Here is a 25,771-nt window from a genome sequence, read left to right on the forward strand (position 1 = left end):
GCCCCACTGAAATTAGTGGGGCTGCCCGGGGAACTGGATCGAAAGAGTGACCTCCAAGGTGTATATTGGTGCGGCACAGGAATACATATGGGTCACAAACTGAAAATTACGGGCTGGATTGCCTTGGGCGCACTGGCCGGAGCACTGACCACCGTGTCACTGCAAACCGTTGCGCGCAACACGCTGGCCCCGTTGCCACTGGAAGAGCTGCAACAGCTGGCCGCGGTCTTTGGCATGGTCAAGAGTGACTATGTCGAGCCAGTGGACGAGAAAAAGCTGATCACCGACGCCATCGCTGGCATGGTGTCCAGTCTGGACCCGCATTCCCAGTATTTCGACAAGAAATCGTTCAAGGAATTCCGCGAAGGCACGTCCGGCAAATTCGTCGGCGTGGGCATTGAAATTACCCAGGAAGACGGGCTGGTCAAGGTGGTCTCGCCTATCGAAGGCTCTCCGGCTTTTCGCGCCGGCCTCAAGACCAACGACCTGATCACCAAGATCGACGACACCGTGGTCAAGGGCCTGTCGCTGAACGATGCCGTCAAGCGCATGCGTGGCGAGCCCAACACCAAGGTGCTACTGACCATTTACCGCAAGGACGAGAATCGCACCTTCCCGGTGACCATCACGCGCGAAGAAATCAAGCAGCAGTCGGTGCGCGGCAAAGTCATCGAGCCAGGCTACGCCTGGATTCGCGTGAGCCAGTTCCAGGAACGCAGCTTTGAAGATTTCGCCAAGAAAGTGGACGAGATCTACAAGCAGGACCCCAAGATCAAGGGGCTGGTGCTGGACCTGCGCAATGACCCCGGCGGCCTGCTCTCGTCTGCCGTGGCACTGTCGGCGGTATTCTTGCCTGAGAACGTGACCGTGGTCTCCACCAACGGCCAAACCCCGGACAGCAAGCAGACCCTGCGTGCCAACGCCAGCGACATCCGCGGTTTGGCAGGCTCGGAAGCCCTGAAGACACTGCCCGCTGCCTTGAAAAAAGTGCCGCTGATTGTGCTGGTCAACGAAGGCTCGGCCTCGGCCAGCGAGATCGTGGCCGGCGCCCTGCAAGACCACAAGCGTGCCACCATCATGGGCAGCCAGACCTTTGGCAAGGGCTCGGTGCAAACCTTTCGCCCCCTGGGCCCTGACACGGGCCTGAAAATCACCACATCGCGCTACTACACGCCCAGCGGCCGCTCGATCCAGGCCAAGGGTATCGTGCCCGATGTGATGGTGGATGACACCGAAGAAGGCAGCCCCTACGCCGCCCTGCGCATGCGCGAAGCCGATCTGGAGAAGCACCTGACCAGTGGCCAGGGCGAGGAAAAGAAAGACCCTGCCCGCGAAAAAGCCCGCGAGGACGCCATCAAGCGCCTGGAAGAAGAATCCCGCAAGCCAGTGGCCGAGCGCCGTCCACCCGAGTTTGGCTCCGACAAGGACTTCCAGTTGATGCAAGCCATCAACCAGTTCAAGGGCAAGCCCGTGATGGTCAGCAAAACCCTTGTGGAACGCAAGGAAGAGCCCAAGGACAACTGAACCCAGCATGCAGGACCAGGAACTGCTGCGGTACTCGCGCCACATCCTGCTCGATGAGATCGGCATCGAGGGGCAAGAAAAACTCAACACCGCACACGCCTTGGTCATCGGTGCCGGGGGCCTGGGCTCTCCGGCGGCCATGTACTTGGCCTGTGCTGGCGTCGGCCACATCACCCTGGTCGATCCCGATACCGTCGACCTGACCAATCTCCAGCGACAAATTGCCCACACCACGGCACGCGTGGGTGATGCCAAAGTGGCGTCAGCTGCGCAAACCCTGCGTGCGCTCAACCCCCACATCCGGATCACGGCGCTGCAGGCTTCCGCGGACGCAACATCCCTGAAGGCACTGGTGAGCGAGGCCGACGTCGTGCTGGACTGCTGTGATAATTTCCGCACCCGCCAGGCCGTCAATGCCGCCTGTGTGCACCTTCGCACACCCCTGGTGTCGGGCGCCGCCATCCGCTTTGACGGGCAGGTCAGCGTGTACGACCCGCGTGATCCCACCAGCCCTTGCTATGCCTGTACATTCCCACCAGACGAGCACCCCGAGGAGACCCAGTGCTCCACCATGGGGGTGTTCGCCCCCCTGGTGGGCATCATTGGTGCCGTGCAAGCCGCAGAGGCGCTCAAGCTTTTGATAGGCCTGGGCCCCAGCTTGGCAGGGCGCTTGCTGATGCTCAACGGCCGGGCCCTGGAGTGGACAGAAGTGCGGCTGCCGCGCCAGCCGCATTGCAGCGTCTGCGGCCATTGAGGCCGCATTGAAAATGCCCGCGGAAAGCAGCCTTTCTCCACAGCCCGCACCGGGTAAAACCTGCCATCGGCGTTACCGTTCCTGTTAGACTTTCGCAACACATTTCCCCTCCTGTGGTCACCCAAGTCCCCCACTCCTCCGTCGAACTGCAGCAGCTGCGGTTGGACGATGCGCGTGCCCTGCTGGACCACGACCTGAGTATCAGCCTGCCAGCGCCCGAGGCCTCGGGTACGGCCTACCTGCAAGGCATCATTGATGGCCTGTGCGAGTTGTCGCTCAAAGATCCGCTGACGGGTCTGGCCAACCGGCGACATTTCCGATCGGTGGTCGACCGCGCCATCGATGTGGTGGCCCGTTCCGGTGAGCCCGCCCTGCTGTTGATGCTGGACATCGACCATTTCAAAAACGTGAACGACACCTACGGCCACCAGGCTGGTGACCAGGTGCTGCAAGCCATTGCCAAGTGCCTGGTGGGTTGCGTGCGTCCCATGGACACCGTGGCCCGGCTGGGGGGAGAAGAGTTCTCCGTCATGCTGCCCAGTTGCCACACCTCGTTTGGCAGCGTGGTGGCAGAACGCATACGCCACAACATTGAAGCCATGCAGATTGCAATTGCACCAGGTGTGAGCATCCAGGTGACCATCAGCATAGGCGGCGCTTTCGCGCCCGAGTGGGTGCGCTCCACCGCCGCGTTGTGGACCGAGCGCGCTGATCAGCAGCTTTACCGCGCCAAATCCGAAGGACGCAACCGGGTGCTTCTGGACCAGCAACAAGAGGTTTACGTAAGCGCCGAAGAGAAGAATCTTCTTTTCGGCCATTTGTCTCTGGGCGATCCCGCCTGGATCGAGAGTGCGGCCACCGATGCTTCCGGTGGAAACGCCAATGGCACCATGCAGAGGGTTTATTGATGTCTGACGTGCTGAATCCCCCCGAGTCCGCCGAAGGCAGCACCAGCGTGCCGCTCAAGCCCTTGGGCAAGGTCGTGGCTGTCACCAGTGGCAAAGGCGGCGTGGGCAAGACCTTTGTTTCCGCCAACCTGGCGGCAGCGTTGGCCAAACGTGGGCACCGTGTGCTGGTGCTCGATGCCGATCTGGGTCTGGCCAATTTGGACGTGGTCCTGAACCTGTACCCCAAGATCACCTTGCACGACGTATTTACCGGCAAGGCCAAGCTGGAGGACGCCATCATCCGCGCACCGGGCGGCTTCTCGGTGTTGCTGGCTGGCTCGGGCATGGTGGAGTATTCGCGCCTGACACCCGAGGTCCGCGACGACTTCCTGCGCATCATGGCCGGGCTGGTCCCGCACTACGACGTGGTGCTTCTGGACACAGGTGCGGGCATTTCAGATGTGGTGCTGTTTGCCGTCTCCCTGGCCTCAGAAGTACTGGTGGTGGCCACACCTGAACCCACTTCGCTGACAGACGCCTATGCCACCATCAAGGTGTTGGCCGGGCAGCAAAAACGCAAAATCATCCGCATGGTGATCAACCAGACCGCCCGTCTGGGCGATGGCCGCGCCATCACGACCCAGCTGCAACAGGTGCTGGACCGCTTTGTGACGTCGGAAGATGGCAAGCCGCTGCGCCTTATTCATATGGGTGATATTCCGGCCGACAACTCCGTGCGCCAGGCCATCATGCGCCGGCAGTTGCTGCTGCAAAGCATGCCAGGTTGCCCTGCGGCCATGGCCATTTCGCAGCTGGCCATCAAGGTCGAAGAGACCGTCGCTCCCAAACCCGCTTGAGGCGAGGGCCCTGCCTCAGGCGGTAAGAATCCAGCCCTCCAGCGGGTCCAGATCGGCGGGCAGGCCATAGCAGGGATGGCCCAACAGCACCTGCTGCTCGGCCCAGGCCGCTTGCAGGAGGCACAGCACTGCATCCAGCGCATCCCCTGACGCATCTTCCACCAGCGCATCACGCTGAGCGTGGCTGAGCTTGAGTCGCAGCTGCAAACGCGTGCGCCCCATCTCCAACGCCGTCACCAGATCCTTGCGGGCAATCAGGCGCTCGGGGGTTTGCTTGGCCACGTCGTCACTTTTGTAGCTGCGTGCGCCCAGTACCTCGCGCGCCAGCAGCCCGGGGTAGGCCTCCAGCGCCACCCGCAGGCTCGCATGGGGCGCGACTGCAGGCTGCAGGCCTGGGAAGTGCACGCCAGCATTCATCAAGCGTGGCACACCGGCGTGCAGCATGTAGGCCACTGGTGGATTGACCCATTTCATGGAGGGACTGGAACCCGCGGGCCCGTCTGTGGCGCGGTGGGCGAACTTGCCACCAACAGGTCTTGCCGCGCAAAAGGCCGCAAACGTTTCGCGAATGTCAGCGCGCGCGAGTGACGCGAAATGGCGGATACAGGCCTCCCACTGCGGCGGCCAGCCCAGCGCGTGGACCAACTCACGCGGCAGGCCAAACGGCAGGTCGAAGCCACCAATCCATTGCCGTGGTGTCGCCAGCCAAGTGGAGAAGGCATCCAGGGATTCCAGCCGCTCCAGCGCTTGCAGCACCACGCGCCCCCGGTCTTGCTCACCCAACGCCAGCACGATCTGCTTGCGTCGCGACGGGCTGCTGGAAAAATCACACCCCACCAGGAGCGCCATGGCCATTACCCCAGGGCCAGGGCCATCACGCCCACACCAATACACGCGGCACCCGCCACGCGGGCCAGCCGGTCGCCCTCGCCCAGCAAATGCCCGCCCAGCAGTGCGGCAAACAGCATGGACACCTCGCGCGCAGGCGCAACATGGCTCATGGGCGCGACCTGCATGGCGTACAGCACCAGCACATAAGAGATAGGACTGATGATGCCCACCACGAGTGCGTACTTCCACTGCTTGGCCCACAAGGCCGCAGCGGCCGGGCGGTCCCGCAGCACCTGGGGCAGCAGGAACACCAGACGCACAAAGTTGCCAAAATAATCGAGCAGGATGGGCGAGAGCAGCAGCACTTTGACCGCATAGCCATCCACCACCGTGTAGCTGGCGATGAACACACCGGTCATCAGCCCATAGACCATGCCCTTGCGGATGCGCACCCGCTTCAGCGGGTCATGCGCCTGACGGAACAAACCCGGCCCGCCCGCCACCAGAAACACGCCCCCCACCACGGCAGCAATACCCAATCCGCCCAGGGCCGAGATGTGTTCTCCCAGAAACACAATGGCAACTAGGGACGAGAGCAAGGGCCCCGAACCACGGGCCAGTGGATAGACAACGGTGAGGTCGGCTTTGCGATAGCCGCGCAGCAGCACCACGTAATACACGACGTGCAACACACCGCTGATGGCGATAAAGGCCCATTCCGTGGCGCCCCAGCCGGGCACTTGCTGCCACCCCAGCCACAGGCCCACGGGCGCCCAGAACACCATAAGCACCAAGGCGGTGAAGCAGGCAAAGCGCGCGTCACCGCCTGCTTTCTTGGCTGCAATGTTCCAGCTTGCGTGAATCAGGCCGGCGAAAATGACAAGGGCTAAAGCGCTAACCGGCATCCGCGCAGGCTACGCTCTACCGATGATGGACGCAGTGGCCATCAGCTCTTCCAGCAAGGCCAAAGAGACCTTGCCCGACACCGAATACGGGTCGAGCTCAGGTTTTTCGGCGTACTTGAGCAGGATGTTGGTGTTGATCTTGGACATGTTCACCTGGCCCATGGTCCAGCCGCCAAAGCGGCGCTCCGTGATTTCCTCGTAATGCAGCAGCACCACATCCTTGTGGCGCACGTCTTTCTGGATGTGGCCATACAGGTCGCTCACCGCCATGCGCCCGCCCTCGATGGCCTGCAGGAAGATGCCGCCCCCATAGCAAAGAATGCCGGTGATGCCGCAGGTGGGGTTGTAGTGGCGCGACTGGGTCAGGATGGCCTCAATGGCCTCGGGGCGTGCATCGATCGCACGGCTGGCGTAGAGCAGACGGACCAACATGGCATTAGCCTTTCCGGGGAATCAGTGAAAGAAATTCGCGGCGCAGGGTGGGGTCTTTGAGGAACACGCCGCGCATGACCGAGTTGATCATCTTGCTGTCCATATCCTTCACGCCCCGCCAGGCCATGCAGTAGTGGCTGGCTTCCATCACGATGGCAAGGCCATCGGGTTGGGTTTTTTCCTGGATCAGGTCGGCCAGTTGCACCACCGCCTCCTCCTGGATCTGCGGGCGCCCCATGATCCATTCGGCCAGACGTGCGTACTTGGACAGGCCGATCACATTGGTGTGCTCATTGGGCATGACACCAATCCAGATCTTGCCGATAACGGGGCAAAAGTGGTGGCTGCAGGCGCTGCGCACGACGATGGGACCGACAATCATCAGCTCGTTGAGGTGGCCGACGTTGGGAAACTCGGTGATGCTGGGCGCGGGCACATAGCGGCCACGGAACACCTCGTTGACGTACATCTTGGCCACGCGACGCGCAGTGTTGTCGGTATTGTGGTCGTGCTCGATGTCGATGACCAGGCTGTTGAGCACGCCCCGCATCTTGTCTTCCACCTCGTCCAGCAGCAGTTCCAGCTCGCCGGGTTGGATGAAAGGGGCTATGTTGTCATTGGCGTTGAAGCGCTTGCGCGACGCCTGGATGCGCTCGCGGATCTTGACGGAAACCGGAGTTCCTTCGTCGGCATCGGTGGGGTTCATGGTGCTCTGGGTGTTCATGGTTGGAAGGATGTTACCAGCCTTTGGCCGCTCTGTATTTATAGGGTTTTTAGCTTCTAGCCCCCGTATTTATTAGGCTGCTAGCTACCAATTTAATAGCGACGCCCCGTTAGTACCAGTGTCATGCGCATCAGGCCATAGGCCAGCCAGTCCAACGCCCGCTGGCCCAGTGGCCGTCGGGCGTGCGCCACGCCATCCAGGCGGCGGCCATGTTCAGCAATCGCCTGCAGCAAGGCCTGGCGCAACGGGGCGGCAAACTCCGGGTCCTGCACCACCACATTGGCCTCGCGCGCGAGCAGCAAACTCAGTGGATCCAAATTGGAGGAGCCCACAGTGGCCCACTGCCCATCCACCACCGCCACCTTGGCATGCAGGAAGCCGGCTGCGTATTCATGGATCTCCACGCCAGCATCCAGCAATGCCCCGTAGACCGGGCGTGCACCGTGGTACTGCATGAAGTACTCGTACTGCCCGTTGAGCAACAGGCACACGCGCACCCCACGCCGTGCCGCATGCGTGAGCGCTCGGCGCAGCTTGCCGCCGGGCAGGAAATACGCGTTGGCAATGATCACCTCGTGCTGTGCGGCACCCAGGGCCTTGCGGTAGGCGCGCTCAATGCGGGCACGGTTGCGCACGTTGTCGCGCAATACCAAGGCAGCTGGTGAGCCCGTGGCATCGCCTGCGTCCGCGGGTTGCGTCTGGCCCCGCGCAGCACTGACCAGCGAGGCCTTGGCCTTCGACCACTCCAGCCGCTCCAACTGGCGCGTGGCCTGGAGTCGGCCCCACAACTGCCGCATGGTGCGGTGCACGTCGGCGACCAACGGGCCTTCGACTTGCACCGCAAAGTCAAACCTTGGTGACGTCAGCCGACCCTGGTGGTGATCGTAGAAATCGTCCAGCACGTTGATGCCACCGCAGAAAGCAACCCGCCCATCCACCACGGTGAGTTTGCGATGGAGGCGGCGCCAGCGCCCCGGAATCAGGAGGCCCAGTCGCCCCAGCGGCTTGAAGCGGTGCCACTGCACGCCTGCACTGTTCCAGCGCTGCTGCCAGGCCAGCGGCAGCTCGGGCGTACCCACGCCGTCCAGCACCACCATCACGTGCACCCCCCGCTTTGCGGCGCGCTCCAGGGCCGCTGCGACCGCATCCCCTTGGGGGTCGAAGTTAAAGATGTACGTCTCGAGCCGCACCTCTTGGGTGCTGGCATGAATGGCCGCAATCAGCGCGGGGAAGTACTCCGCGCCACCACGCAACAAGGTCAGGCGGTGGCCTGCGGTGTAGGGCACATCGTTCATGGCGCGTCAGTCCAGTCGAACTCTGCAATCAGTGGCAAATGGTCTGACATGCGCCACCAGTTGCGCCCGTGTGGCACGGCAATGCCCACCGGCTGCATACCGCGCGCCAGCACATGGTCCAGCTGCACGAGGGGCAGGCGGGAGGGAAAGGTGGGGTGCCGCCCCACGTTGTAGGCCCGCAAGCCAGCGGGGGCTAACAAGCGCGATACCAAGGCGTCGCCATCATTGAAGTCCCCGGCCACGACCAAGGGCGCGTCGTGTGGAATCTCTCGCGCAACAAACTCCACCAACTGTCCCAGCTGACGCACCCTGCTGGCCCGGATCAGCCCCAAATGCACCACCAACACGTGCACCGCACGCCCCTCGATCAGCAGCTCCACATGCAGCAGCCCCCGTTGTTCAAAACGGTGGTCTGACATGTCTTCATGCTGGTGCGCCACCACAGGCCAGCGTGAAAGTAACGCGTTGCCATGCTCGCCATGGCGGGTCACGGCATTGGTACGGTACACGGCCACATAGCCCTCAGGCGCCAGAAATTCAGCCTGCGGCAGCTCGGGCCAATGCGCAAAGTGTGCGGCCTCGCGGCGGTGCACCTTGCGCACCTCCTGCAGGCAGACCACATCGGCATCGAGCTGCTCCACACCATGGCCCAAGTTGTGGATCTCCAGCCGGCGCACCGGGCCCAGGCCCTGCACCCCCTTGTGGATGTTGTAGGTGGCAATACGCAGCCGGGTCATGCCATAGTGCCCAGGCGTTGCTTGGCGGCGTACCGGGGCAGTTGCAAAATTGCCTCTGCGTTGGATGGGGAAAAACACGCGTCCGCCGCCGCGTCGTAGGGCAGCCACTGGTAATCGGTGTGCTCGCGCGGGTTCAAGGTCACCACCGAGCCATCGGGCACCTGCAGGCCAAACACACGCTCCAGGTTGTGCGTCACACCCCGTGCATAGCGGTGGCGCCAGCGCGGGTAAATGCTGTAGATGTTCTCCAGCCCCCAGTCCTGCAAATGGGGCTCCAGCGCGCTGCCCGGCGTGCAATCCAGGCCGGTTTCCTCCAGCACCTCACGCGCAGCGGTCTCTGCCCAGGGCTCGTCCAGCGCGTCCTTGCTACCGGTGACAGACTGCCAGAACGCTGGCGCGTTGGGGTCTGCTTCGGTGCGGCGGATCAGCAGCACGTCCCAGGCCGGGGTGTAAATCACCACGAGCACGGACTGTGGAATTTTGAAGGGCTTGGGCATAGGACAAAGAAAAAGGGCGCTCACCGAGCGCCCTTTCATTGTGCACCAGCCTCGCGGCCGCGCTTGTAGGATCAGGCCGCCTTCGCAGCGTCCAGATTGCGCAGGCGGATATGCAGTTCGCGCAACTGCTTTTCGTCCACCGGGCTCGGTGCTTGCGTGAGCAAACACTGGGCGCGCTGGGTCTTGGGGAAGGCAATCACGTCGCGGATGGACTCAGCGCCCGTCATCAGCGTGACGATGCGGTCCAGGCCGAAGGCCAGGCCACCGTGCGGGGGCGCACCGTACTGCAGCGCGTCCAGCAGGAAGCCAAACTTGAGCTGGGCTTCTTCGGGCGTGATCTTCAGGGCATCGAACACCTTTTGCTGCACATCGGCGCGGTGGATACGGACAGAACCACCGCCCATTTCCCAGCCGTTCAGCACCATGTCGTAGCCTTGGGAGATGCATTTTTCGGGCGCCGACACCATCCAGTCTTCGTGACCGGCCTTGGGCGCGGTGAAGGGGTGGTGCACGGCGGTGTAGCGCTGGTTTTCTTCGTCGAATTCGAACATCGGGAAATCCACCACCCACAGAGGTTTCCAGCCGCCGGTGAACAGGCCGTTCTTCTTGCCGAATTCGCTGTGGCCGATCTTGATGCGCAGCGCGCCAATCGCGTCGTTGACGATTTTTTCCTTGTCGGCGCCGAAGAAAATCAGGTCGCCGTCCTTGGCGCCGGTGCGCTCCAGCACTGCCGCCAGCGCCGCGTCATGGATGTTCTTGACGATGGGGCTTTGCAGACCGTCACGGCCCTTGGACAGGTCGTTGACCCGGATGTAGGCCAGACCCTTGGCACCGTAGATCTTGACGAACTCGGTGTAGGCGTCAATCTCGCCACGGCTGATGCCGCCGCCTTCGACCGAACCACCGGGGACGCGCAAGGCCACCACACGGCCGCCCTTCATCGTGGCGGCGCCGGAGAAGACCTTGAAGTCCACGTCCTTCATCACGTCGGTCAGTTCGGCGAACTGCAGGTTCACGCGCAGGTCCGGCTTGTCGGAGCCATACAGGCGCGCAGCGTCCTGGTAGGTCATGACCGGGAACTCGCCCAGGTCCACACCGATGGTGTTCTTGAACACCGTGGTGATCATGCCCTGGAACATGTCACGGATGTCTTCTTCGGTCAGGAACGAAGTTTCGATATCGATCTGGGTGAATTCGGGCTGGCGGTCGGCGCGCAAGTCTTCGTCGCGGAAGCACTTGGTGATCTGGTAGTAGCGGTCAAAGCCGGCCACCATCAGCAACTGCTTGAACAACTGAGGGCTTTGGGGCAACGCGAAGAACATGCCATCGTGGACACGGCTGGGTACCAGGTAATCGCGCGCGCCTTCGGGCGTGCTCTTGGTCAACATGGGGGTTTCGATGTCCACAAAACCGTTGGCATCCAGGAACTTGCGTACTTCCATGGACACGCGGTAACGCAGCATCAGGTTGTTCTGCATGTAGGGGCGGCGCAGGTCGAGCACGCGGTGCGTCAGACGCGTGGTCTCGGACAGGTTTTCGTCGTCAATCTGGAACGGGGGGGTGACGGAGGCGTTGAGCACGATCAGCTCGTGGCACAGCACTTCGATCTTACCGCTCTTGAGGTTGTCGTTGGTGGTGCCAGCGGGGCGCGCACGCACCAGGCCCTTGATCTGCACGCAGTATTCGTTGCGGATGTCTTCGGCCACTTTGAACATGTCGGCACGGTCGGGGTCGCAGACCACCTGCACATAGCCTTCGCGGTCACGCAGGTCCACAAAGATCACGCCACCGTGGTCGCGGCGACGGTTCACCCAACCACACAGGGTTACGGTTTCGCCCAACAGGGCTTCGGTCACAAGACCGCAATAGTGGGAGCGCATGGCCATAGCTTGCTTTCAGTTCGCCGCCTTGTGGGCAGCGGGTTATTAATGGGTTGGTTGGGGCGCCACAGAACCCATGGAGATCACATAGGTCAGGGCTTCGTCCACACTCATGTCGAGTTCAATCACATCGGCCTTGGGCAGCATGAGAAAGAACCCGCTGGTGGGGTTGGGGGTGGTGGGTACGTACACGCTGACGAACTCGCCGTTCAGGTGCTTTTGTACTTCACCGCTGGGCGTTCCGGTCTGGAACGCAATCGTCCAGCTGCCCGCACGCGGGTACTGGATCAGCAAGGCCGTGCGAAAGGCATTGCCATTGCTGGAAAACAGCGTGTCCGAAACCTTCTTGACGCTGTTGTAGATGGATTTGACGATGGGGATGTTGGTAAACAGGCGGTCCCATTGGCGCACTAGCCAGCGGCCAGCCACGTTGGATACCAAAGCCCCCGTCAGCAGCAGTGCCAGCACCACCAGAATCACGCCCAGGCCGTGGATGGCCCGCAGCTTGTCGATCATGGGGCCAGCTGCCACGGGCAAGAACGCCTCAAACCCGGTGAGGACGCCGCCAAAAATGCCGTCCAGAATGCCCACCATCCACAGGATCACCCAGACGGTGATGGCCAGCGGTAGCCAGACCAGCAGGCCGGTGATCAGGTATTTTTTGATGGGCACGGTGTTTCCAGTTCTATGGACGGGTCAAGGAGTCGATTTGGGCGGGGTGGCCGCAGGTGTCGGGCTGGGACTGGCCGCGGGTGTCGCAGCGCTATCGCCAGTGGACGGGGCGACGCTGGTCGCGGGGGCACTACCGCCCTTGAAGTCGGTCACATACCAACCCGAGCCCTTGAGCTGAAAGCCGGCAGCGGTCAGCTGTTTCTTGAACGTGGCTTGCCCGCAGGTGGGACAGTCCTGCAGCGGGGCATCGGAGATTTTTTGCAATACGTCCTTGGCAAACCCGCAGGACTCGCATTTATAGGCGTAGATCGGCATGAAAGTGTGGCTCTGGCGTCAAGTTGCAAAGCCTTCAATTATAAGTGGCGCTCAGAAAATTCTGACGCGCACCATAATTTGCATGACCACCATGCCCAGCGCAAACCCGATCACCGCAGCCACCAGGGTCTGTAGCAGGCGATTCGTGCGTTTTTGCTCCAGCAGCAACTCCTGCACCAGCTGGCTGTTGTCCGTGCCACGCTGTTGCAAAAACTGGTGCAACAGCGCCGGCAGCTCCGGGATCAGCTTCGCGTAACGTGGCGCCTGGGCCTTGAGCTCGTTGATGAGCTTTTGTGGCCCCACCTGCTCCAGCATCCACTGCTCCAGAAACGGCTTGGCGGTGGCCCACAGGTCCAGCTCGGGGTCCAGCTCGCGGCCCAGCCCCTCGATATTGAGCAGGGTTTTCTGCAACAGCACCAGCTGCGGCTGGATCTCCACATGGAAGCGGCGGGAAGTCTGAAACAAGCGCATCAGCACCATGCCGAGCGAAATTTCCTTCAGCGGGCGGTCGAAATAGGGTTCGCAGACCGCGCGCACGGCGGCTTCCAGCTCGTCCACCCGGGTGGTGGCTGGCACCCAGCCCGATTCGATGTGCAGCTCGGCTACGCGTTTGTAGTCGCGCCGGAAGAAGGCTACAAAGTTTTGCGCCAGGTATTCCTTGTCCACCTCGGTCAGCGTGCCCACGATACCGAAATCCAGCGAGATGTAGCGGCCAAAGGTGGCCGGGTCCAGGCTGACCTGGATGTTGCCCGGGTGCATGTCGGCATGGAAAAATCCATCGCGAAACACCTGGGTGAAGAAAATGGTGACGCCATCTCGCGCCAGCTTGGGGATATCAACCCCCGCCGCACGCAGACGGTCCATCCGGCTGATGGGCACGCCCACCATGCGCTCCATCACCAGCACCTCGGTAGTGCAGTAGTCCCACAGCATCTCAGGGATCAGCACCAGCTGCAGACCTTCCATGTTGCGGCGTAGCTGGGCGGCGCTGGAGGCCTCGCGTACCAGGTCCAGCTCGTCATGCAGGTATTTGTCGAACTCGGCTACCACCTCGCGCGGCTTCAAGCGCTTGCCATCGGCCGACAGACCTTCCACCCAGCCGGCCATCATGCGCATCAGGTTCAGGTCTTTGTCGATGACGTCGAGCATGCCTGGACGCAGCACCTTGACCGCCACCTCGCGCTCGCGCCCTTGGCGGTCACGCAGCACGGCAAAGTGCACCTGTGCGATAGACGCGCTGGCCACGGGTGTGCGGTTAAACGAGACAAACAGCTCGTCCACTTTTTTGCCCAACGCACGCTCTACCATGGCTACGGCCGCCTCGGATGAAAACGGCGGCACGCGGTCCTGCAGCTTGGCCAGCTCGTTGGCGATGTCCAGCGGCAACAGGTCGCGCCGGGTGGACAGCACCTGGCCAAACTTCACGAAGATGGGGCCCAGGCGCTCCAGCGCCTCGCGCAGACGCTCACCGCGCGGCGCATCCAGCTTGCGGCCGACCGACACAATGCGCGCCAGCAAGTGCAGCCAGGGCTTCTGGAAGCTGGTGAGCACCAGCTCATCCAGCCCGTAGCGCAGCGCCACCCAGACGATGAAAACGCCGCGCGTCAGACGGGTCATGCGGCGGTGCCGGAAGCGGCGTCGGCCGATGGTGCAGCGCGCTTGCCGACAAACTGCTGCAAGGCCTGCGCAAAGCTGCGCACGGTTTGCATCAACAGATGGGCAGGCGCGTCACCCAAGATGCGCGAGAGGTCTTCTTCCACATCCCAGCGCACATGGTCGGCCAGCCAGTTGATCTCTGCCGCCAGCTGTACATCGCCTTCGATACGCACCTTGGGCTTGTCACCCTGCATCAGGGCTTGGGCAATCGCAAAGGGAGATTCGTCGAGGATCACCAGCGAGAGGTCTGGCACGGCGTCCGCGGGCGCCAGGTCCAGCAGCCCTGCCGGCGTGGCCTGGACCTTGAAGGTGAACTGCTGCCACTGGCTCAGCACCACCTTGCCCTTTTGGCGCGCCAGGCGCTCCATGGCCTGGGATTCTTGCTGCAGCACATGGTTGAGCAGAAGCACCACGCGGCGGTGGCTTTCTTCAACGGCCCAGGCGGGGGGAACGGGAGGGGTCGGAAGCGCTTTCAAAAAGCCTTCCAGCATGGAAAAAGGGGACTGTGTTGCCATAGTCCCCGATTATCTGCCCGAAAACGACAACGCTTACTGCAGGGCTTGCACGCCCGCCACCAGCCAGCCGCTGGTGCCGGACTTGGATTTGGTCATGTTCCAGACCTCGCGGAACGGGCTGGGGCCGGCGGACGGTTCTTCACGAATCATGCCGGAAAACTCCACGCTGGCCATGTACTCGTCGGGCAACTCTTCAATGCCCAGCAAGCGAGCGTCGATCATCACCACCTCAGTCAGGTTGGCGCCCACACCAGTGTGGGTTTCGCGCTCGGACAGCTGGGCCTGGATTTCCTTGAGCATGTCGTCGGTCATCATGGCGCGCAGTGCCGGGATGTCGGAACGGTCCCAGGCGGCCTGCAAAGTCACAAAGTTGGACTTGGCAGATTTCAGAAAGCCTTCGCTGTCAAACCCGGCGGGCACGCCCCAGGTTTGCGAACCCAGCAGGGCCGAGCCGATCATGGAGCCGCCTTGGGGAGGCGGTTGCGGTACCTCAAACGCCATACTGCTGCGTTCCCACGGGCGAGCCGAGGCGTCGTTGCCGACGTTTTCAGCGCGGTAGGGCTTGGCCAGCGGCGCTGGCGACGCGCCTGCGCCCTGAAAAGCGAAAGGAGAGGCTTGGGACGTAGCAGGCTTGCGGCTGCGCATGACCCAGCCCACCAGCATCATCACGCCCAAGGCCAGCAGGCCAAACATCAGGAGGTTGCCAAACGCAGCACCCATGCCCAACGAGTTGGCCAGCCAAGCCAGGCCCAGGCCGGCGGCCAGGCCACCCAACATGGCGCCCCAAGGGCGCTTGGGCGCCGCGGCAGGCGTGGGGGCGGCTGGGGCCGGTTTGGCCGCTGCGTTGTTCATGCCCTGCGCAGGGGCTGCCGGGGCCGCGGGCGCGGCTTCACGTTGCGTCACATTGCTGGACTGCTTGCCGAACGACTTGCCGCCGCCCAGTCGTTTGGCAGCCTCTGCATTGATGCCCGACAAGGACAACACCAGCGCCAAACCCAAAGCCCACAATTTCATGATTTCTCCAAAATGATTGTTCTCAGCACTTGATTCCAACATGCAATGCCGCAATGCCGCCAGTCAAATTGTGATAGTCCACATGTCCAAAGCCCACTTTGTGCATCATGGTCTTTAGCTCTTGCTGGCCCGGATGCATGCGGATGGATTCGGCCAGATAGCGGTAGCTCGCGTCATCGCCGGCGATCAGTTTGCCCAGGCGCGGCAGCACCTTGAACGAGTACCAGTCGTAGACTTTCTCCAGCGGTGGCGCCACCTTGGAGAACTCCAGCACCAGCAGCTTGCCACCAGGCTTGAGCACGCGGTTCATCTCGGCCAGCGCGTGGTCCTTGTGGGTCATGTTGCGCAGGCCAAAAGCCACGCTCACCACGTTGAAATGGTTGTCGGGAAAAGGCAACTTCTCGGCATCGCAGACTAGGGTGGGCAGCACGACACCGGCGTCCAGCAGGCGGTTGCGGCCCGTGGAGAGCATGGCCTCGTTGATGTCTGTATGTACCACCTGCCCGCTCTTGCCCACCTTTTTCGAGAAGGCCAGCGCCAGATCGCCCGTGCCGCCGGCAATGTCCAGCGCCTTGTCGCCTTCCTTCAGGTTGGCCACCAGCACGGTGTAGGCCTTCCAGCCGCGGTGCAGGCCCGCCGACATCAGGTCGTTCATCAGGTCGTACTTGGGCGCTACCGAATCGAACACACCGCGCACATGGCGGGCCTTTTCCGATTCATCCACGGTCTTGAAGCCGAAATGGGTGTTTGTCATGGGTTATGGATAAAAAGTGGCGCTAGCCCCCGCGAAATATGCGTGAACAGCTCCTGAAACAATAGCAATTTTAATGGCTGGCGCAGCTGTGCCCGCCCTTGGCGGCCATGGGGGCGTCGCGCTCGGTGTGGGCGGCTTTCAGTTTTTCGTCGTATTCCTGCCAGAGCCGGTCGGCCTGGGAGCCCAGGAAGTACAGGTAGTCCCACGTGTAGATACCCGTGTCGTGGCCATCGGAAAAACGGGGCTGCACCGCGTAGTTGCCCACGGGGTCCAGCGCTTCCAGCTCCACATCGCGCTTGCCGGTCTGCAGAGTTTCCTGGCCCGGGCCATGGCCCTGCACTTCGGCAGACGGCGAGTAGATGCGCATCAGCTCAAACGGGATGCGGAAGTGGGCACCGTCGGAAAAGTGAACCTCCAGCACCCGGGACTGGCCGTGCACGGTCAGCGCCTGGGGTGTCGGGGAACCTGCGGTCAGTCCTGCCATAAGTTCGCCCTACACCAGCACCCGTTCAATGCCCCCGGCATTGGCCGTCTGCACGTACTCAGGCATCCAGTCCTTGCCCAGGATCTGGTTGGCCATTTCCACCACGATGTAATCGGCCTCCAGCAGACCCGATTTGAGGTCATCCTGGTAGCGGTTCAGGCCCATCAGGCAGCTGGGGCACGAAGTCAGAATTTTCACGTTTTGCTCGGGTTGCACCGTGCCCGCGGCGCGCAGCGTGGCTTCGCCCTTGCGGATTTCCTCTTCCTTCCGGAAGCGGATCTGGGTGGACACATCAGGGCGCGAGCTGGCCAGGCCACCGCTTTCGCCGCAGCAGCGCTTGCTCTCCACCACGCCGTCGCCCACCAGCGCCTTCACGGTCTTCATGGGCTCCTGCATCTTCATGGGGGTGTGGCAGGGGTCGTGGTACAGGTAACCGCCACCCGACGCAGCGCCCAGCGTGATGTTCTTTTCAAGCAGGTACTCATGGATGTCCATGATGCGGCAGCCGGGGAATATCTTGTCGAACTCGTAACCTTGCAGCTGGTCATAGCAGGTGCCGCAGCTCACGACCACGGTCTTGATGTCCAGGTAGTTCAGGGTGTTGGCCACGCGGTGGAACAGCACGCGGTTGTCGGTGATGATCTTCTCGGCCTTGTCGAACTGGCCCGAACCCTTTTGCGGGTAACCGCAGCACAGGTAGCCCGGGGGCAACACGGTTTGCACACCGGCATGCCACAGCATGGCCTGCGTGGCCAAGCCCACCTGGCTAAACAGCCGCTCCGAACCGCATCCGGGGAAGTAGAACACCGCCTCGGTCTCCGCCGTCGTGGTCTGCGGATTGCGGATGATGGGCACATAGTCCTTGTCTTCAATGTCCAGCAAGGCGCGGGACGAGCGCTTGGGCAAACCACCCGGCATCTTCTTGTTGATGAAGTGGATCACCTGTTCTTTGGGCGTGGCAGGCCCCACCGTGGCGGGCGGCGCCTTGGTCTGCTTGCGGGCCAGCACATTCAGCACGCGGTTGCCCAGGCGCTGGGCCTTGAAGCTCAGGTCGGTGGCCGTACGCGCCATGGCAATGGCGCTGGGGCTGGTGGTACCGATGAACCAGGACTGGAAGGCGGCTGCCGGGCGGAAGCTCTGCTTGTCCATCTTGCGCAGCAGGTTGCGCATGTTCATGGTCACATCGCCAAAGTCAATCTTCACCGGGCACGGCGATTCGCACTTGTGGCACACGGTGCAGTGGTCGGCCACGTCCTCAAACTCTTCCCAGTGCTTGACGCTGATGCCGCGGCGCGTCTGCTCTTCGTAGAGGAAAGCCTCCACCAGCAGGGACGTCGCCAAAATCTTGTTGCGCGGGCTGTAGAGCAGATTGGCGCGCGGCACGTGGGTGGCGCACACGGGCTTGCACTTGCCGCAGCGCAGGCAGTCCTTCACCGAATCGGCAATGGCGCCAATGTCGCTCTGCTGCATGATGATGGACTCATGCCCCATGAGGCCGAACGACGGCGTGTAGGCGTTGGTCAGGTCGGCATAGATGGTTGAACCATCTGCAGTCAAATGCGGCGCAAACCCGCTTCCAGGCTGCGCAGGCAGCTCCTGATTTCGCAGCAGCTTGCCCTTGTTGAAGCGCCCCTCGGGGTCCACCTTGGCCTTGTAGGCGATGAAAGGTGCCAGCTCGGCCTCGCTCAAAAATTCCAGCTTGGTGATGCCAATGCCGTGCTCGCCCGAAATCACGCCGTCCAGGCTGCGCGCCAGCGCCATGATGCGTTTAACTGCGCCATGGGCTGCCTGCAGCATGTCGTAGTCGTCGCTGTTGACCGGGATGTTGGTGTGCACATTGCCGTCACCCGCATGCATGTGCAGCGCGACCCAGACGCGGCCCTTGAGCACGCGTTTGTGGATGGCCGTGCACTCCTGCAGGATGGCCTCGAACGCCGCACCGGTGAAGATGTCTTGCAGCGGTGCGCGCAGCTGGGTCTTCCAGCTGGCACGCAAGGTATGGTCCTGCAGCTGCGAGAACAATGGCTCCACGTCATTGAGCCAGCCCTGCCACTGGCCGCGCACCCGTGCGACCAGCTCCAGGGCTTGCGCCACGCGATCTTCCAGCAGCTCGGCGCTGGGAATGTCGTTGGCATCGTCGGTCTTGCCCAGGGGCAGGTCGCTACGCTCAAAGAACTCGGTCAGTGCATCGCACAGCGCCAGCTTGTTCTGCAGGCTCAGTTCGATGTTGATGCGCTCGATACCGTCGGTGTACTCGGCCATGCGTGGCAGCGGGATCACCACGTCTTCGTTGATCTTGAAGGCGTTGGTGTGCTTGCTGATGGCGGCGGTGCGCTTGCGGTCCAGCCAGAATTTTTTGCGGGCCTCGGCGCTCACCGCCACAAAGCCTTCGCCACTGCGGCTGTTGGCCAGGCGCACCACTTCGCTGGTCACGCGGGCCACGTCGTCGGCATCGTCACCAGCAATGTCGCCCACCAGCACCATCTTCGGAAAGCCGCCGCGCTTGCTCTTCGTGGCATAGCCCACGGCCTTCAGGTAGCGGTCGTCCAGATGCTCCAGGCCGGCCAGCAGCACGCCGCTGCGCTTTTGCTCGGCGAACATGAAGTCCTTGATATCCACGATGCTGGGCACCGCATCACGGGCATTGCCGAAGAACTCCAGGCACACGGTGCGCGTATGGGCCGGCATCTTGTGCACCACCCAGCGCGCGCTGGTAATCAGGCCGTCGGTGCCTTCCTTCTGGATGCCAGGCAGGCCGCTGAGGAACTTGTCCGTCACGTCCTTGCCCAGGCCTTCCTTGCGGAAGGTGGCGCCGGGAATGTCCAGGCGCTCCTCGCGGATCGGCGTCTTGCCATCGGCCTTGTAGTACTGCAGCTCGAAGCTGGCCACCCCCACATCATGGATCTTGCCCATGTTGTGGTTGATGCGGGTGACTTCCAGCCACTCGGCTTGCGGCGTCACCATGCGCCAGCTGGCCAGGTTGTCCAGCGCCGTGCCCCACAGCACAGCCTTTTTGCCACCGGCGTTCATGGCGATGTTGCCGCCTATGCACGAGGCCTCCGCCGAGGTCGGGTCCACGGCAAACACAAAGCCCGCGCGCTCGGCCGCATCGGCCACGCGCTGGGTCACCACACCGGCTTCACTCCAGACGGTGCCGACTTCACGATCCAGACCGGGCAGGACTTTCATCTCCACCTCGGTCATGGCTTCGAGTTTTTCGGTGTTGATGACCGCGCTCTTCCAGGTCAACGGAATGGCGCCGCCCGTGTAACCGGTACCGCCTCCACGCGGGATGATAGTCAGGCCCAGGTCAATACAGCCCTTCACCAGCCGCGCCATTTCCTCTTCCGAGTCGGGGCACAGCACCACAAAGGGGTATTCCACGCGCCAGTCCGTTGCGTCGGTCACATGGCTCACGCGGCTCAGGCCATCGAACTTGACGTTGTCTTTGGCAGTGAGCTTGTAGAGCAGCTTTTGCGTCTTTTTACGCAATGCAGCCACTTCCACAAACGCGGCGTCAAAGGCCTTGACGGCCGCGCGGGCGGCCACTAGCAGTTGGCCAACCATGGCGTCACGCTCGGGGTCAGTCTGCGGGGTGCGGCGTTTTTCCACCTCTGCGAGGCGGTGGTTGAGCGCGTCCACCAGCAGGCTGCGGCGCTTGGGGTTGTCCAGCAGGTCGTCCTGCAAATAGGGGTTGCGCTGCACCACCCAGACATCGCCCAGCACTTCATAGAGCATGCGGGCGGAACGGCCGGTCTGGCGCTCACCACGCAGGTGGTTCAGCAAGTCCCAACTCTGAGAACCCAAGAGGCGAATCACGATCTCACGGTCGGAGAAGGACGTGTAGTTGTACGGGATTTCGCGGATGCGTTCTTGCACATGCGCACCAGGGTTGGCGGCGCTGAGGAGGTGATTGAGCGAGGTGGGTGCGTTCATCAGGGTGGGTAGTTGCTGCCAAGGGCCCCAAAATGGGCGTTTTTTGGTAGGCCTTAGATGGTAACGCACCCTCTATTCACGGGCTTTTCTAATGGAAACCCCTGACCAAATGGTCAAGGCCTCTCGGGTTTAATCAAATTGACACGAATTTGACACGACCCGCCCCTAGCATCGCGCCATTCTTAATTCAGGAGCCCCCCCCCCATGTCGATCACCCGCAGAGCCCTTGCCATCGCCGCTGTGTCTGCAGCCGCGTTCTCCATTGCCACCCAAGCCCAGGCCCAAGTGGACATTCAATGGTGGCACTCCATGACCGCCGTGAACGGTGAGTGGGTCAACGACCTGGCCAAGGAATTCAACGCCAGCCAGAAGGAATACCGCATCATCCCCACCTTCAAGGGCACGTATGACGAATCCATGACGGCCGCCGTGGCCGCATTCCGCGCAGGCAATGCGCCGCACATCCTGCAGGTGTTTGAGGTGGGCACGGCCACCATGATGGCCAGCAAGGGCGCCATCGTGCCGGTCGGCAAAGTGATGGCCGACGCGGGCTACAAGTTCGACCCCAAGGTCTACATCCCTGCCGTGGCCGGTTACTACACCGCCCCCAATGGCCAGATGCTGAGCTTCCCGTTCAACAGCTCCACCACCGTGTTCTATTACAACAAGGACGCCTTCAAGGCCGCCGGCCTGGACCCTGAAAAGGCGCCCGCCACCTGGGGTGACGTGGCCCTGGCCGCCGCCAAGCTGAAGGCCAGCGGCCACAAGTGCCCGCTGTCCATCTCGTGGCAGAACTGGACCCAGCTTGAGAGCTTCTCCGCCTGGCACAACGTGGAATTTGCCAGCAAGCAGAACGGCCTGGGCGGCTTGGACGCGCGGCTCAAAGTGAACACCCCGCTGCACCAGCGCCACATTGAGAACCTGGCCAACATGGCCAAGCAGGGTCTGTTCGTCTACAAGGGCCGCGGCAACGTGCCCGAGGCCAGCTTTGTCTCCGGCGAGTGCGCCATGATGACGACATCCAGCGGCTTCTACGGCAACGTGAAGAAGAACGCCAAGTTCGCCTACGGCCTGGCCCCCCTGCCCTACTACCAGGACGTGCCCGGCGCGCCGCAAAACACCGTGATCGGTGGCGCCAGCCTGTGGGTCATGGCCGGCAAGAAGCCTGAGGAATACAAGGGCATCGCCAAGTTCTTCGACTTCATCTCCCAGCCTGAAGTGCAATCCGCCAGCCACAAGCGCACCGGCTACCTGCCTGTGACCACCGCCGCATACCAGCTGACCGAGAAATCGGGCTTCTACAAGGAAAATCCCGGCACCGACGTGGCCGTAACCCAAATGATTCGCAAGGTGACCGACAAGTCCCGCGGCATCCGCCTGGGCAACTACGTACAAATTCGTGCCATCGAGGACGAGGAGCTGGAACAGGTTTGGGCTGGCAAGAAAACCGCCAAGGAAGCGCTGGAAGCGATTGTCACCCGAGGCGACGAGCAGCTGGCCCGTTTCGAAAAAGCCAACAAATAGGTAGCTGCTGCGAGTGGAAAAACGCGTCTTCTTCAAGTCCGCCTGGCTGCCCTGGGTGCTGATTGCACCCCAGGTGCTGGTCATCGCGGTCTTCTTCTTTTGGCCCGCCGGCCAGGCTTTGCTGCAATCCGTGCAGCAAAGCGATGCATTTGGTACGTCGGTGGAATTTGTCGGATTGGAGAACTTTCGCAACCTCTGGAATGACGCGTCTTACCTCGCATCCTTCCAGACCACGGCGGTGTTTTCGGTATTGGTAGCGGCGCTGGGCCTGAGCCTGTCGCTGCTGCTGGCGGTGTTTGCCGACCGCGTGGTGCGCGGTTCGGGCATCTACCGCACGCTGCTGATCTGGCCCTATGCCGTGGCACCCGCCGTGGCGGGCGTGTTGTGGCTGTTCATGTTTTCACCCAGCATCGGCATCGTCTCCTATTGGCTGCGCCAGCTGGGGGTCGGCTGGGACCCGCTGCTCAACAGCACCCACGCCATGGCGCTGATCGTCATGGCGGCGGTGTGGAAGCAGATTTCCTACAACTTCCTGTTCTTCCTGGCCGGCCTGCAGTCCATCCCCAAGTCGCTGATTGAGGCGGCCGCCATGGATGGTGCACGGCCCTGGCGCCGGTTCTGGACCATCCAGTTCCCGCTGCTCTCGCCCACCACCTTCTTCCTGCTTGTCATCAACATCGTCTACGCCTTTTTTGACACCTTCGCCATCGTGGACGCAGCCACCAAGGGCGGCCCCGGCAAGGACACGGCCATTCTGGTCTACAAGGTGTATTTCGACGGCTTCAAGGCCATGGACCTGGGCGGCTCCGCCGCACAAAGCGTGGTGCTGATGGTCATTGTGGTGGCGCTGACCGTGGTGCAGTTCCGCTTTGTCGAAAAGAAAGTGAGCTACTGAATGGTCGAACGACGGCTCACCCTGGGCATCCTGGCGCACTTGATCCTCCTGCTGGGCGTGCTCATCGTGGCATTCCCCATTTACATCACCTTTGTGGCCTCCACCCACACCACGGAAGCCGTGGTGCAAGTACCCATGCCGCTGCTGCCGGGCACCCATTTTCTGGACAACTACGCCACCGCGCTGTCGGGCGAGCGCACGGGCACGGGCTCCCACGCCTCGGTGGGCCGCATGATGGTGGTGAGCTTTGTCACCGCCATGGTGATTGCGCTGGGCAAGATCGCCATCTCGTTGCTCTCGGCCTTTGCCATCGTGTACTTCCGATTTCCATTTCGCATGGCGTTTTTCTGGGCCATTTTCGTCACGCTCATGCTGCCCGTAGAGGTGCGCATCGGCCCCACCTACCAGGTGGTGGCAGACCTGGGCATGCTCAACAGCTATGCCGGCCTGACCATCCCCTTGATCGCCTCGGCCACAGCCACTTTCCTGTTCCGTCAATTCTTCCTCACCGTGCCCGATGAGCTGGCCGAGGCCGCACGCGTGGACGGTGCCGGGCCCATGCGCTTCTTCAAGGACATTCTGGTACCGCTGTCGGCCACCAGCATGGCTGCGCTGTTTGTGATCCAGTTCATCTACGGCTGGAACCAGTACCTCTGGCCGCTCTTGGTCACCACCGAAGAAAACATGTACCCCGTGGTCATCGGCATCAAGCAGATGATTTCCGGGGGCGACGCGCAAACCGAATGGAACATCGTCATGGCCACCGCCATGCTGGCCATGCTGCCGCCGGCACTGGTGGTCATGCTGATGCAGAAGTGGTTTGTCAAAGGCCTGGTTGATACGGAAAAATAAATGGCATCCATCGAACTCAAGAACGTCATCAAGCGCTACGGCAGTGGCAAGTCGGCCAACCAGGTCATCCACGGCGTCAACGCCCAGATTGCCGACGGCGAATTCATCGTCATCGTGGGCCCCAGTGGCTGCGGCAAGTCCACGCTCTTGCGCATGGTGGCCGGCCTGGAAGAAATCAGCGACGGCCAGATTTCGATTGGTGGCCGCGTGGTGAATGACCTGGAACCGTCGGACCGCGACATCGCCATGGTGTTCCAGAACTACGCGCTCTATCCGCACATGAGCGTGTTCGAGAACATGGCCTACGGTTTGAAGATTGCCAAAGTTCCGGTGGACGAGATCAAGGCACGCGTGGACAAAGCCGCCAAGATTCTGGAACTGGGCCCCTTTCTGGAGCGCAAACCCAAGGCCCTGTCGGGCGGCCAGCGCCAGCGCGTCGCCATGGGCCGCGCCATCGTGCGCCAGCCGCAAGTGTTTCTGTTTGACGAACCGCTGTCCAATCTGGACGCCAAGCTGCGAGCGCAGACCCGACTGGAAATTCAAAAGCTGCACCGCGAACTGGGCATCACCAGCCTGTTTGTGACCCACGACCAAGTCGAGGCCATGACGCTGGCCCAACGCATGATCGTGATGAACGGCGGCGTGATGGAGCAGTTCGGCACACCCGAGGAGGTCTACACCCGCCCGGCCAGCACCTTTGTGGCCACGTTCATAGGCTCCCCACCCATGAACCTGCTGAAGAATGCGCCTGATGCCCAACCCGGTCTTATTACCGGCGTAAGGCCCGAGCACCTGGACATCACGCCCACAGGCTGGGCGCTGCAGGTCGAGGCCGTTGAAATGCTGGGCGCGGAGCGCCTGATCTACGGCAAATGGGCGCACAAATTGCATGCGGCAGACGCCGACGAGCTACTCATCATCCGCACAGAGGAGTCCGCGGCCGTGCCCGCACTGGGTAGCACCCTGCATGTGACACCACGGCCCGATCGCATCCACCACTTTGACGCTGCCACAGGAAAACGCCTATGACGCCTGAGTTACCAGCTTGGCCCTACCCCCGATGGGTGGCGCACCGCGGCGCGGGCAAACTGGCACCCGAGAACACGCTGGCGGCCTTCCGACTGGGCGCCAGCCACGGCTACCGCATGTTCGAGTGCGATGTGAAACTGAGTGCCGACGGGGTGCCCTTTCTGATGCACGATGCCACACTGCAGCGCACCACCAATGCGCGCGCCAAGCTGGGCCAGGGCCTGAGCGCCGTGGGTGGCGACCACGCCTGGAGCGCACTGTCGCAGCTGGACGCCGGCAGCTGGCACAGCCGCGCCTACGCGGGCGAGCCCCTGCCCACGCTGGACGCCGTGGCCGCCTACTGCCTGCGCAACGGCTACTTTCTGAACATCGAAATCAAGCCCACACCAGGCACCGAGCGCCACACGGGCGAAGTGGTAGCGCAGCACGCCGCACGCCTGTGGCAGGGCCAAGCCGTGCCGCCCCTGCTCACCTCGTTTGACCCCGAAGCGCTGGAAGGCGCCCAGGCCACCGCACCCCACTTGCCGCGCGGGCTGCTGTTGGACACGCTGTGGAAGGGTTGGCTGGAAACCGCGCTGAGCCTGGGCTGCCAGGCGATTGTGTGCAACCACGCGCTGTGGGACAGCAGCACGGTGACCCAAGCCAAGAGCGCGGGCTTTCGCACCCTGAGCTACACGGTGAATGACGACTGGGCCATCCAGCGCCTGATGGACCTCGGCACTGACGCCATCATCACCGACCGCGTGGACCTGTTCAGCCCCGTTTGACTGCTATACAAACCATAGCTGTTTGCGCATATTCC

General features: G+C 62.3%; 25 protein-coding genes. 9 read left to right on the forward strand and 16 right to left on the reverse strand.

Annotated features, from left to right (window positions below; translation table 11 throughout):
- The first annotated feature begins 87 nt into the window (after positions 1-87).
- The 4 genes from AC07OE_RS16730 to AC07OE_RS16745 all read left to right on the forward strand — a co-directional run bounded on the left by AC07OE_RS16730 (position 88) and on the right by AC07OE_RS16745 (position 4,022).
- Complete coding sequence (locus tag AC07OE_RS16730) at positions 88-1,524, forward strand: S41 family peptidase (RefSeq protein WP_495071711.1); 1,437 nt, start codon at positions 88-90, stop codon at positions 1,522-1,524.
- Between the two features lie 7 nt (positions 1,525-1,531).
- Entirely contained in the window at positions 1,532-2,278 is a 747-nt protein-coding gene (locus tag AC07OE_RS16735; RefSeq protein ID WP_495071712.1) for a HesA/MoeB/ThiF family protein, read from the forward strand.
- Between the two features lie 113 nt (positions 2,279-2,391).
- Positions 2,392-3,186, forward strand: coding sequence for a GGDEF domain-containing protein (locus AC07OE_RS16740; RefSeq protein ID WP_495071713.1), 795 nt, complete (start codon positions 2,392-2,394; stop codon positions 3,184-3,186).
- Positions 3,186-4,022: a MinD/ParA family protein gene (locus AC07OE_RS16745; RefSeq protein ID WP_495071714.1), complete on the forward strand. Its 837-nt coding sequence runs from the start codon at positions 3,186-3,188 to the stop codon at positions 4,020-4,022. Before AC07OE_RS16740 ends, AC07OE_RS16745 begins: the two co-directional genes overlap by 1 nt.
- A 15-nt stretch (positions 4,023-4,037) precedes the next feature.
- On the opposite strand, the gene AC07OE_RS16750 is transcribed toward AC07OE_RS16745, so the two are convergent.
- The 16 genes from AC07OE_RS16750 to AC07OE_RS16825 form a co-directional block, all read right to left on the reverse strand.
- Positions 4,038-4,877, reverse strand: a complete 840-nt coding sequence (locus AC07OE_RS16750; protein ID WP_495071715.1) for a DUF429 domain-containing protein — start codon at positions 4,875-4,877, stop codon at positions 4,038-4,040.
- Positions 4,877-5,758, reverse strand: a complete 882-nt coding sequence (locus AC07OE_RS16755) for an EamA family transporter (RefSeq protein WP_495071716.1) — start codon at positions 5,756-5,758, stop codon at positions 4,877-4,879. The genes AC07OE_RS16750 and AC07OE_RS16755 overlap by 1 nt, the downstream gene beginning before the upstream one ends.
- 9 nt (positions 5,759-5,767) lie before the next feature.
- Entirely contained in the window at positions 5,768-6,190 is a 423-nt protein-coding gene (locus tag AC07OE_RS16760; RefSeq protein WP_495071717.1) for a BLUF domain-containing protein, read from the reverse strand.
- A 4-nt stretch (positions 6,191-6,194) separates the two neighbouring features.
- Positions 6,195-6,914 carry a GTP cyclohydrolase I gene (folE, locus tag AC07OE_RS16765; protein ID WP_495071718.1) on the reverse strand — a complete coding sequence of 240 codons (720 nt, stop codon included), beginning with the start codon at positions 6,912-6,914 and terminating at the stop codon, positions 6,195-6,197.
- A 92-nt stretch (positions 6,915-7,006) separates the two neighbouring features.
- On the reverse strand, positions 7,007-8,209 hold the full coding sequence (gene clsB / locus AC07OE_RS16770; protein ID WP_495071719.1) for a cardiolipin synthase ClsB: 1,203 nt from the start codon (positions 8,207-8,209) through the stop codon (positions 7,007-7,009).
- Positions 8,206-8,946: an endonuclease/exonuclease/phosphatase family protein gene (locus AC07OE_RS16775; protein ID WP_495071720.1), complete on the reverse strand. Its 741-nt coding sequence runs from the start codon at positions 8,944-8,946 to the stop codon at positions 8,206-8,208. The genes clsB and AC07OE_RS16775 overlap by 4 nt, the downstream gene beginning before the upstream one ends.
- A complete protein-coding gene (nudB, locus tag AC07OE_RS16780; protein WP_495071721.1) occupies positions 8,943-9,443 on the reverse strand; it encodes a dihydroneopterin triphosphate diphosphatase in 501 nt (166 codons plus the stop codon). Before nudB ends, AC07OE_RS16775 begins: the two co-directional genes overlap by 4 nt.
- A gap of 71 nt (positions 9,444-9,514) precedes the next feature.
- Entirely contained in the window at positions 9,515-11,329 is a 1,815-nt protein-coding gene (gene aspS, locus AC07OE_RS16785; protein ID WP_495071722.1) for an aspartate--tRNA ligase, read from the reverse strand.
- Positions 11,330-11,368: 39 nt separating this feature from the next.
- Positions 11,369-11,989, reverse strand: a complete 621-nt coding sequence (locus AC07OE_RS16790; RefSeq protein WP_495071908.1) for a DUF502 domain-containing protein — start codon at positions 11,987-11,989, stop codon at positions 11,369-11,371.
- Between the two features lie 30 nt (positions 11,990-12,019).
- Positions 12,020-12,310 carry an FmdB family zinc ribbon protein gene (locus AC07OE_RS16795; RefSeq protein WP_495071723.1) on the reverse strand — a complete coding sequence of 97 codons (291 nt, stop codon included), beginning with the start codon at positions 12,308-12,310 and terminating at the stop codon, positions 12,020-12,022.
- A gap of 51 nt (positions 12,311-12,361) precedes the next feature.
- Positions 12,362-13,927 (reverse strand): ubiquinone biosynthesis regulatory protein kinase UbiB, encoded by a 1,566-nt coding sequence (gene ubiB, locus AC07OE_RS16800; protein ID WP_495071724.1) that lies wholly within the window; start codon positions 13,925-13,927, stop codon positions 12,362-12,364.
- Positions 13,924-14,481 carry a hypothetical protein gene (locus tag AC07OE_RS16805; RefSeq protein WP_495071725.1) on the reverse strand — a complete coding sequence of 186 codons (558 nt, stop codon included), beginning with the start codon at positions 14,479-14,481 and terminating at the stop codon, positions 13,924-13,926. Before AC07OE_RS16805 ends, ubiB begins: the two co-directional genes overlap by 4 nt.
- A 33-nt stretch (positions 14,482-14,514) precedes the next feature.
- Positions 14,515-15,495 (reverse strand): Tim44 domain-containing protein, encoded by a 981-nt coding sequence (locus tag AC07OE_RS16810; protein WP_495071726.1) that lies wholly within the window; start codon positions 15,493-15,495, stop codon positions 14,515-14,517.
- A 22-nt stretch (positions 15,496-15,517) separates the two neighbouring features.
- Positions 15,518-16,249, reverse strand: coding sequence for a bifunctional demethylmenaquinone methyltransferase/2-methoxy-6-polyprenyl-1,4-benzoquinol methylase UbiE (gene ubiE, locus AC07OE_RS16815; protein ID WP_495071727.1), 732 nt, complete (start codon positions 16,247-16,249; stop codon positions 15,518-15,520).
- 70 nt (positions 16,250-16,319) lie between these two features.
- Positions 16,320-16,733: a gamma-butyrobetaine hydroxylase family protein gene (locus tag AC07OE_RS16820; protein ID WP_495071728.1), complete on the reverse strand. Its 414-nt coding sequence runs from the start codon at positions 16,731-16,733 to the stop codon at positions 16,320-16,322.
- A 9-nt stretch (positions 16,734-16,742) separates the two neighbouring features.
- Entirely contained in the window at positions 16,743-20,669 is a 3,927-nt protein-coding gene (locus tag AC07OE_RS16825) for a DUF3683 domain-containing protein (protein WP_495071729.1), read from the reverse strand.
- A gap of 204 nt (positions 20,670-20,873) precedes the next feature.
- On the opposite strand from AC07OE_RS16825, the gene ugpB reads away from it, so the two are divergent.
- The 5 genes from ugpB to ugpQ are packed head-to-tail and all read left to right on the forward strand — an operon-like array spanning position 20,874 to position 25,736.
- Positions 20,874-22,193 carry a sn-glycerol-3-phosphate ABC transporter substrate-binding protein UgpB gene (gene ugpB / locus AC07OE_RS16830; protein ID WP_495071730.1) on the forward strand — a complete coding sequence of 440 codons (1,320 nt, stop codon included), beginning with the start codon at positions 20,874-20,876 and terminating at the stop codon, positions 22,191-22,193.
- A gap of 13 nt (positions 22,194-22,206) precedes the next feature.
- Positions 22,207-23,088, forward strand: a complete 882-nt coding sequence (gene ugpA / locus AC07OE_RS16835) for a sn-glycerol-3-phosphate ABC transporter permease UgpA (protein ID WP_495071731.1) — start codon at positions 22,207-22,209, stop codon at positions 23,086-23,088.
- On the forward strand, positions 23,089-23,940 hold the full coding sequence (gene ugpE, locus AC07OE_RS16840; RefSeq protein ID WP_495071732.1) for a sn-glycerol-3-phosphate ABC transporter permease UgpE: 852 nt from the start codon (positions 23,089-23,091) through the stop codon (positions 23,938-23,940).
- The gene (gene ugpC, locus AC07OE_RS16845) at positions 23,941-24,969 is read left to right on the forward strand and encodes a sn-glycerol-3-phosphate ABC transporter ATP-binding protein UgpC (protein WP_495071733.1); all 1,029 of its coding nucleotides are present in this window, start codon (positions 23,941-23,943) and stop codon (positions 24,967-24,969) included.
- Positions 24,966-25,736, forward strand: a complete 771-nt coding sequence (gene ugpQ, locus AC07OE_RS16850) for a glycerophosphodiester phosphodiesterase (protein WP_495071734.1) — start codon at positions 24,966-24,968, stop codon at positions 25,734-25,736. Before ugpC ends, ugpQ begins: the two co-directional genes overlap by 4 nt.
- Positions 25,737-25,771 lie beyond the last annotated feature (35 nt).

The sequence above is a fragment of the Rhodoferax sp. GW821-FHT09E07 genome, from assembly GCF_059416145.1.

What these genes read in the sequence shown, in the direction of transcription:
- AC07OE_RS16730 (WP_495071711.1), top strand. Translation starts at nt 88, where the DNA reads ATGGGTCACAAACTGAAAATTACGGGCTGGATTGCCTTGGGCGCACTG.
- AC07OE_RS16735 (WP_495071712.1), top strand. Translation starts at nt 1,532, where the DNA reads ATGCAGGACCAGGAACTGCTGCGGTACTCGCGCCACATCCTGCTCGAT.
- AC07OE_RS16745 (WP_495071714.1), top strand. Translation starts at nt 3,186, where the DNA reads ATGTCTGACGTGCTGAATCCCCCCGAGTCCGCCGAAGGCAGCACCAGC.
- AC07OE_RS16750 (WP_495071715.1), bottom strand. Translation starts at nt 4,877, where the DNA reads ATGGCCATGGCGCTCCTGGTGGGGTGTGATTTTTCCAGCAGCCCGTCG.
- AC07OE_RS16755 (WP_495071716.1), bottom strand. Translation starts at nt 5,758, where the DNA reads ATGCCGGTTAGCGCTTTAGCCCTTGTCATTTTCGCCGGCCTGATTCAC.
- AC07OE_RS16760 (WP_495071717.1), bottom strand. Translation starts at nt 6,190, where the DNA reads ATGTTGGTCCGTCTGCTCTACGCCAGCCGTGCGATCGATGCACGCCCC.
- folE (WP_495071718.1), bottom strand. Translation starts at nt 6,914, where the DNA reads ATGAACACCCAGAGCACCATGAACCCCACCGATGCCGACGAAGGAACT.
- clsB (WP_495071719.1), bottom strand. Translation starts at nt 8,209, where the DNA reads ATGAACGATGTGCCCTACACCGCAGGCCACCGCCTGACCTTGTTGCGT.
- AC07OE_RS16775 (WP_495071720.1), bottom strand. Translation starts at nt 8,946, where the DNA reads ATGACCCGGCTGCGTATTGCCACCTACAACATCCACAAGGGGGTGCAG.
- nudB (WP_495071721.1), bottom strand. Translation starts at nt 9,443, where the DNA reads ATGCCCAAGCCCTTCAAAATTCCACAGTCCGTGCTCGTGGTGATTTAC.
- aspS (WP_495071722.1), bottom strand. Translation starts at nt 11,329, where the DNA reads ATGGCCATGCGCTCCCACTATTGCGGTCTTGTGACCGAAGCCCTGTTG.
- AC07OE_RS16795 (WP_495071723.1), bottom strand. Translation starts at nt 12,310, where the DNA reads ATGCCGATCTACGCCTATAAATGCGAGTCCTGCGGGTTTGCCAAGGAC.
- ubiB (WP_495071724.1), bottom strand. Translation starts at nt 13,927, where the DNA reads ATGACCCGTCTGACGCGCGGCGTTTTCATCGTCTGGGTGGCGCTGCGC.
- AC07OE_RS16805 (WP_495071725.1), bottom strand. Translation starts at nt 14,481, where the DNA reads ATGGCAACACAGTCCCCTTTTTCCATGCTGGAAGGCTTTTTGAAAGCG.
- AC07OE_RS16810 (WP_495071726.1), bottom strand. Translation starts at nt 15,495, where the DNA reads ATGAAATTGTGGGCTTTGGGTTTGGCGCTGGTGTTGTCCTTGTCGGGC.
- ubiE (WP_495071727.1), bottom strand. Translation starts at nt 16,249, where the DNA reads ATGACAAACACCCATTTCGGCTTCAAGACCGTGGATGAATCGGAAAAG.
- AC07OE_RS16820 (WP_495071728.1), bottom strand. Translation starts at nt 16,733, where the DNA reads ATGGCAGGACTGACCGCAGGTTCCCCGACACCCCAGGCGCTGACCGTG.
- AC07OE_RS16825 (WP_495071729.1), bottom strand. Translation starts at nt 20,669, where the DNA reads ATGAACGCACCCACCTCGCTCAATCACCTCCTCAGCGCCGCCAACCCT.
- ugpB (WP_495071730.1), top strand. Translation starts at nt 20,874, where the DNA reads ATGTCGATCACCCGCAGAGCCCTTGCCATCGCCGCTGTGTCTGCAGCC.
- ugpE (WP_495071732.1), top strand. Translation starts at nt 23,089, where the DNA reads ATGGTCGAACGACGGCTCACCCTGGGCATCCTGGCGCACTTGATCCTC.
- ugpC (WP_495071733.1), top strand. Translation starts at nt 23,941, where the DNA reads ATGGCATCCATCGAACTCAAGAACGTCATCAAGCGCTACGGCAGTGGC.
- ugpQ (WP_495071734.1), top strand. Translation starts at nt 24,966, where the DNA reads ATGACGCCTGAGTTACCAGCTTGGCCCTACCCCCGATGGGTGGCGCAC.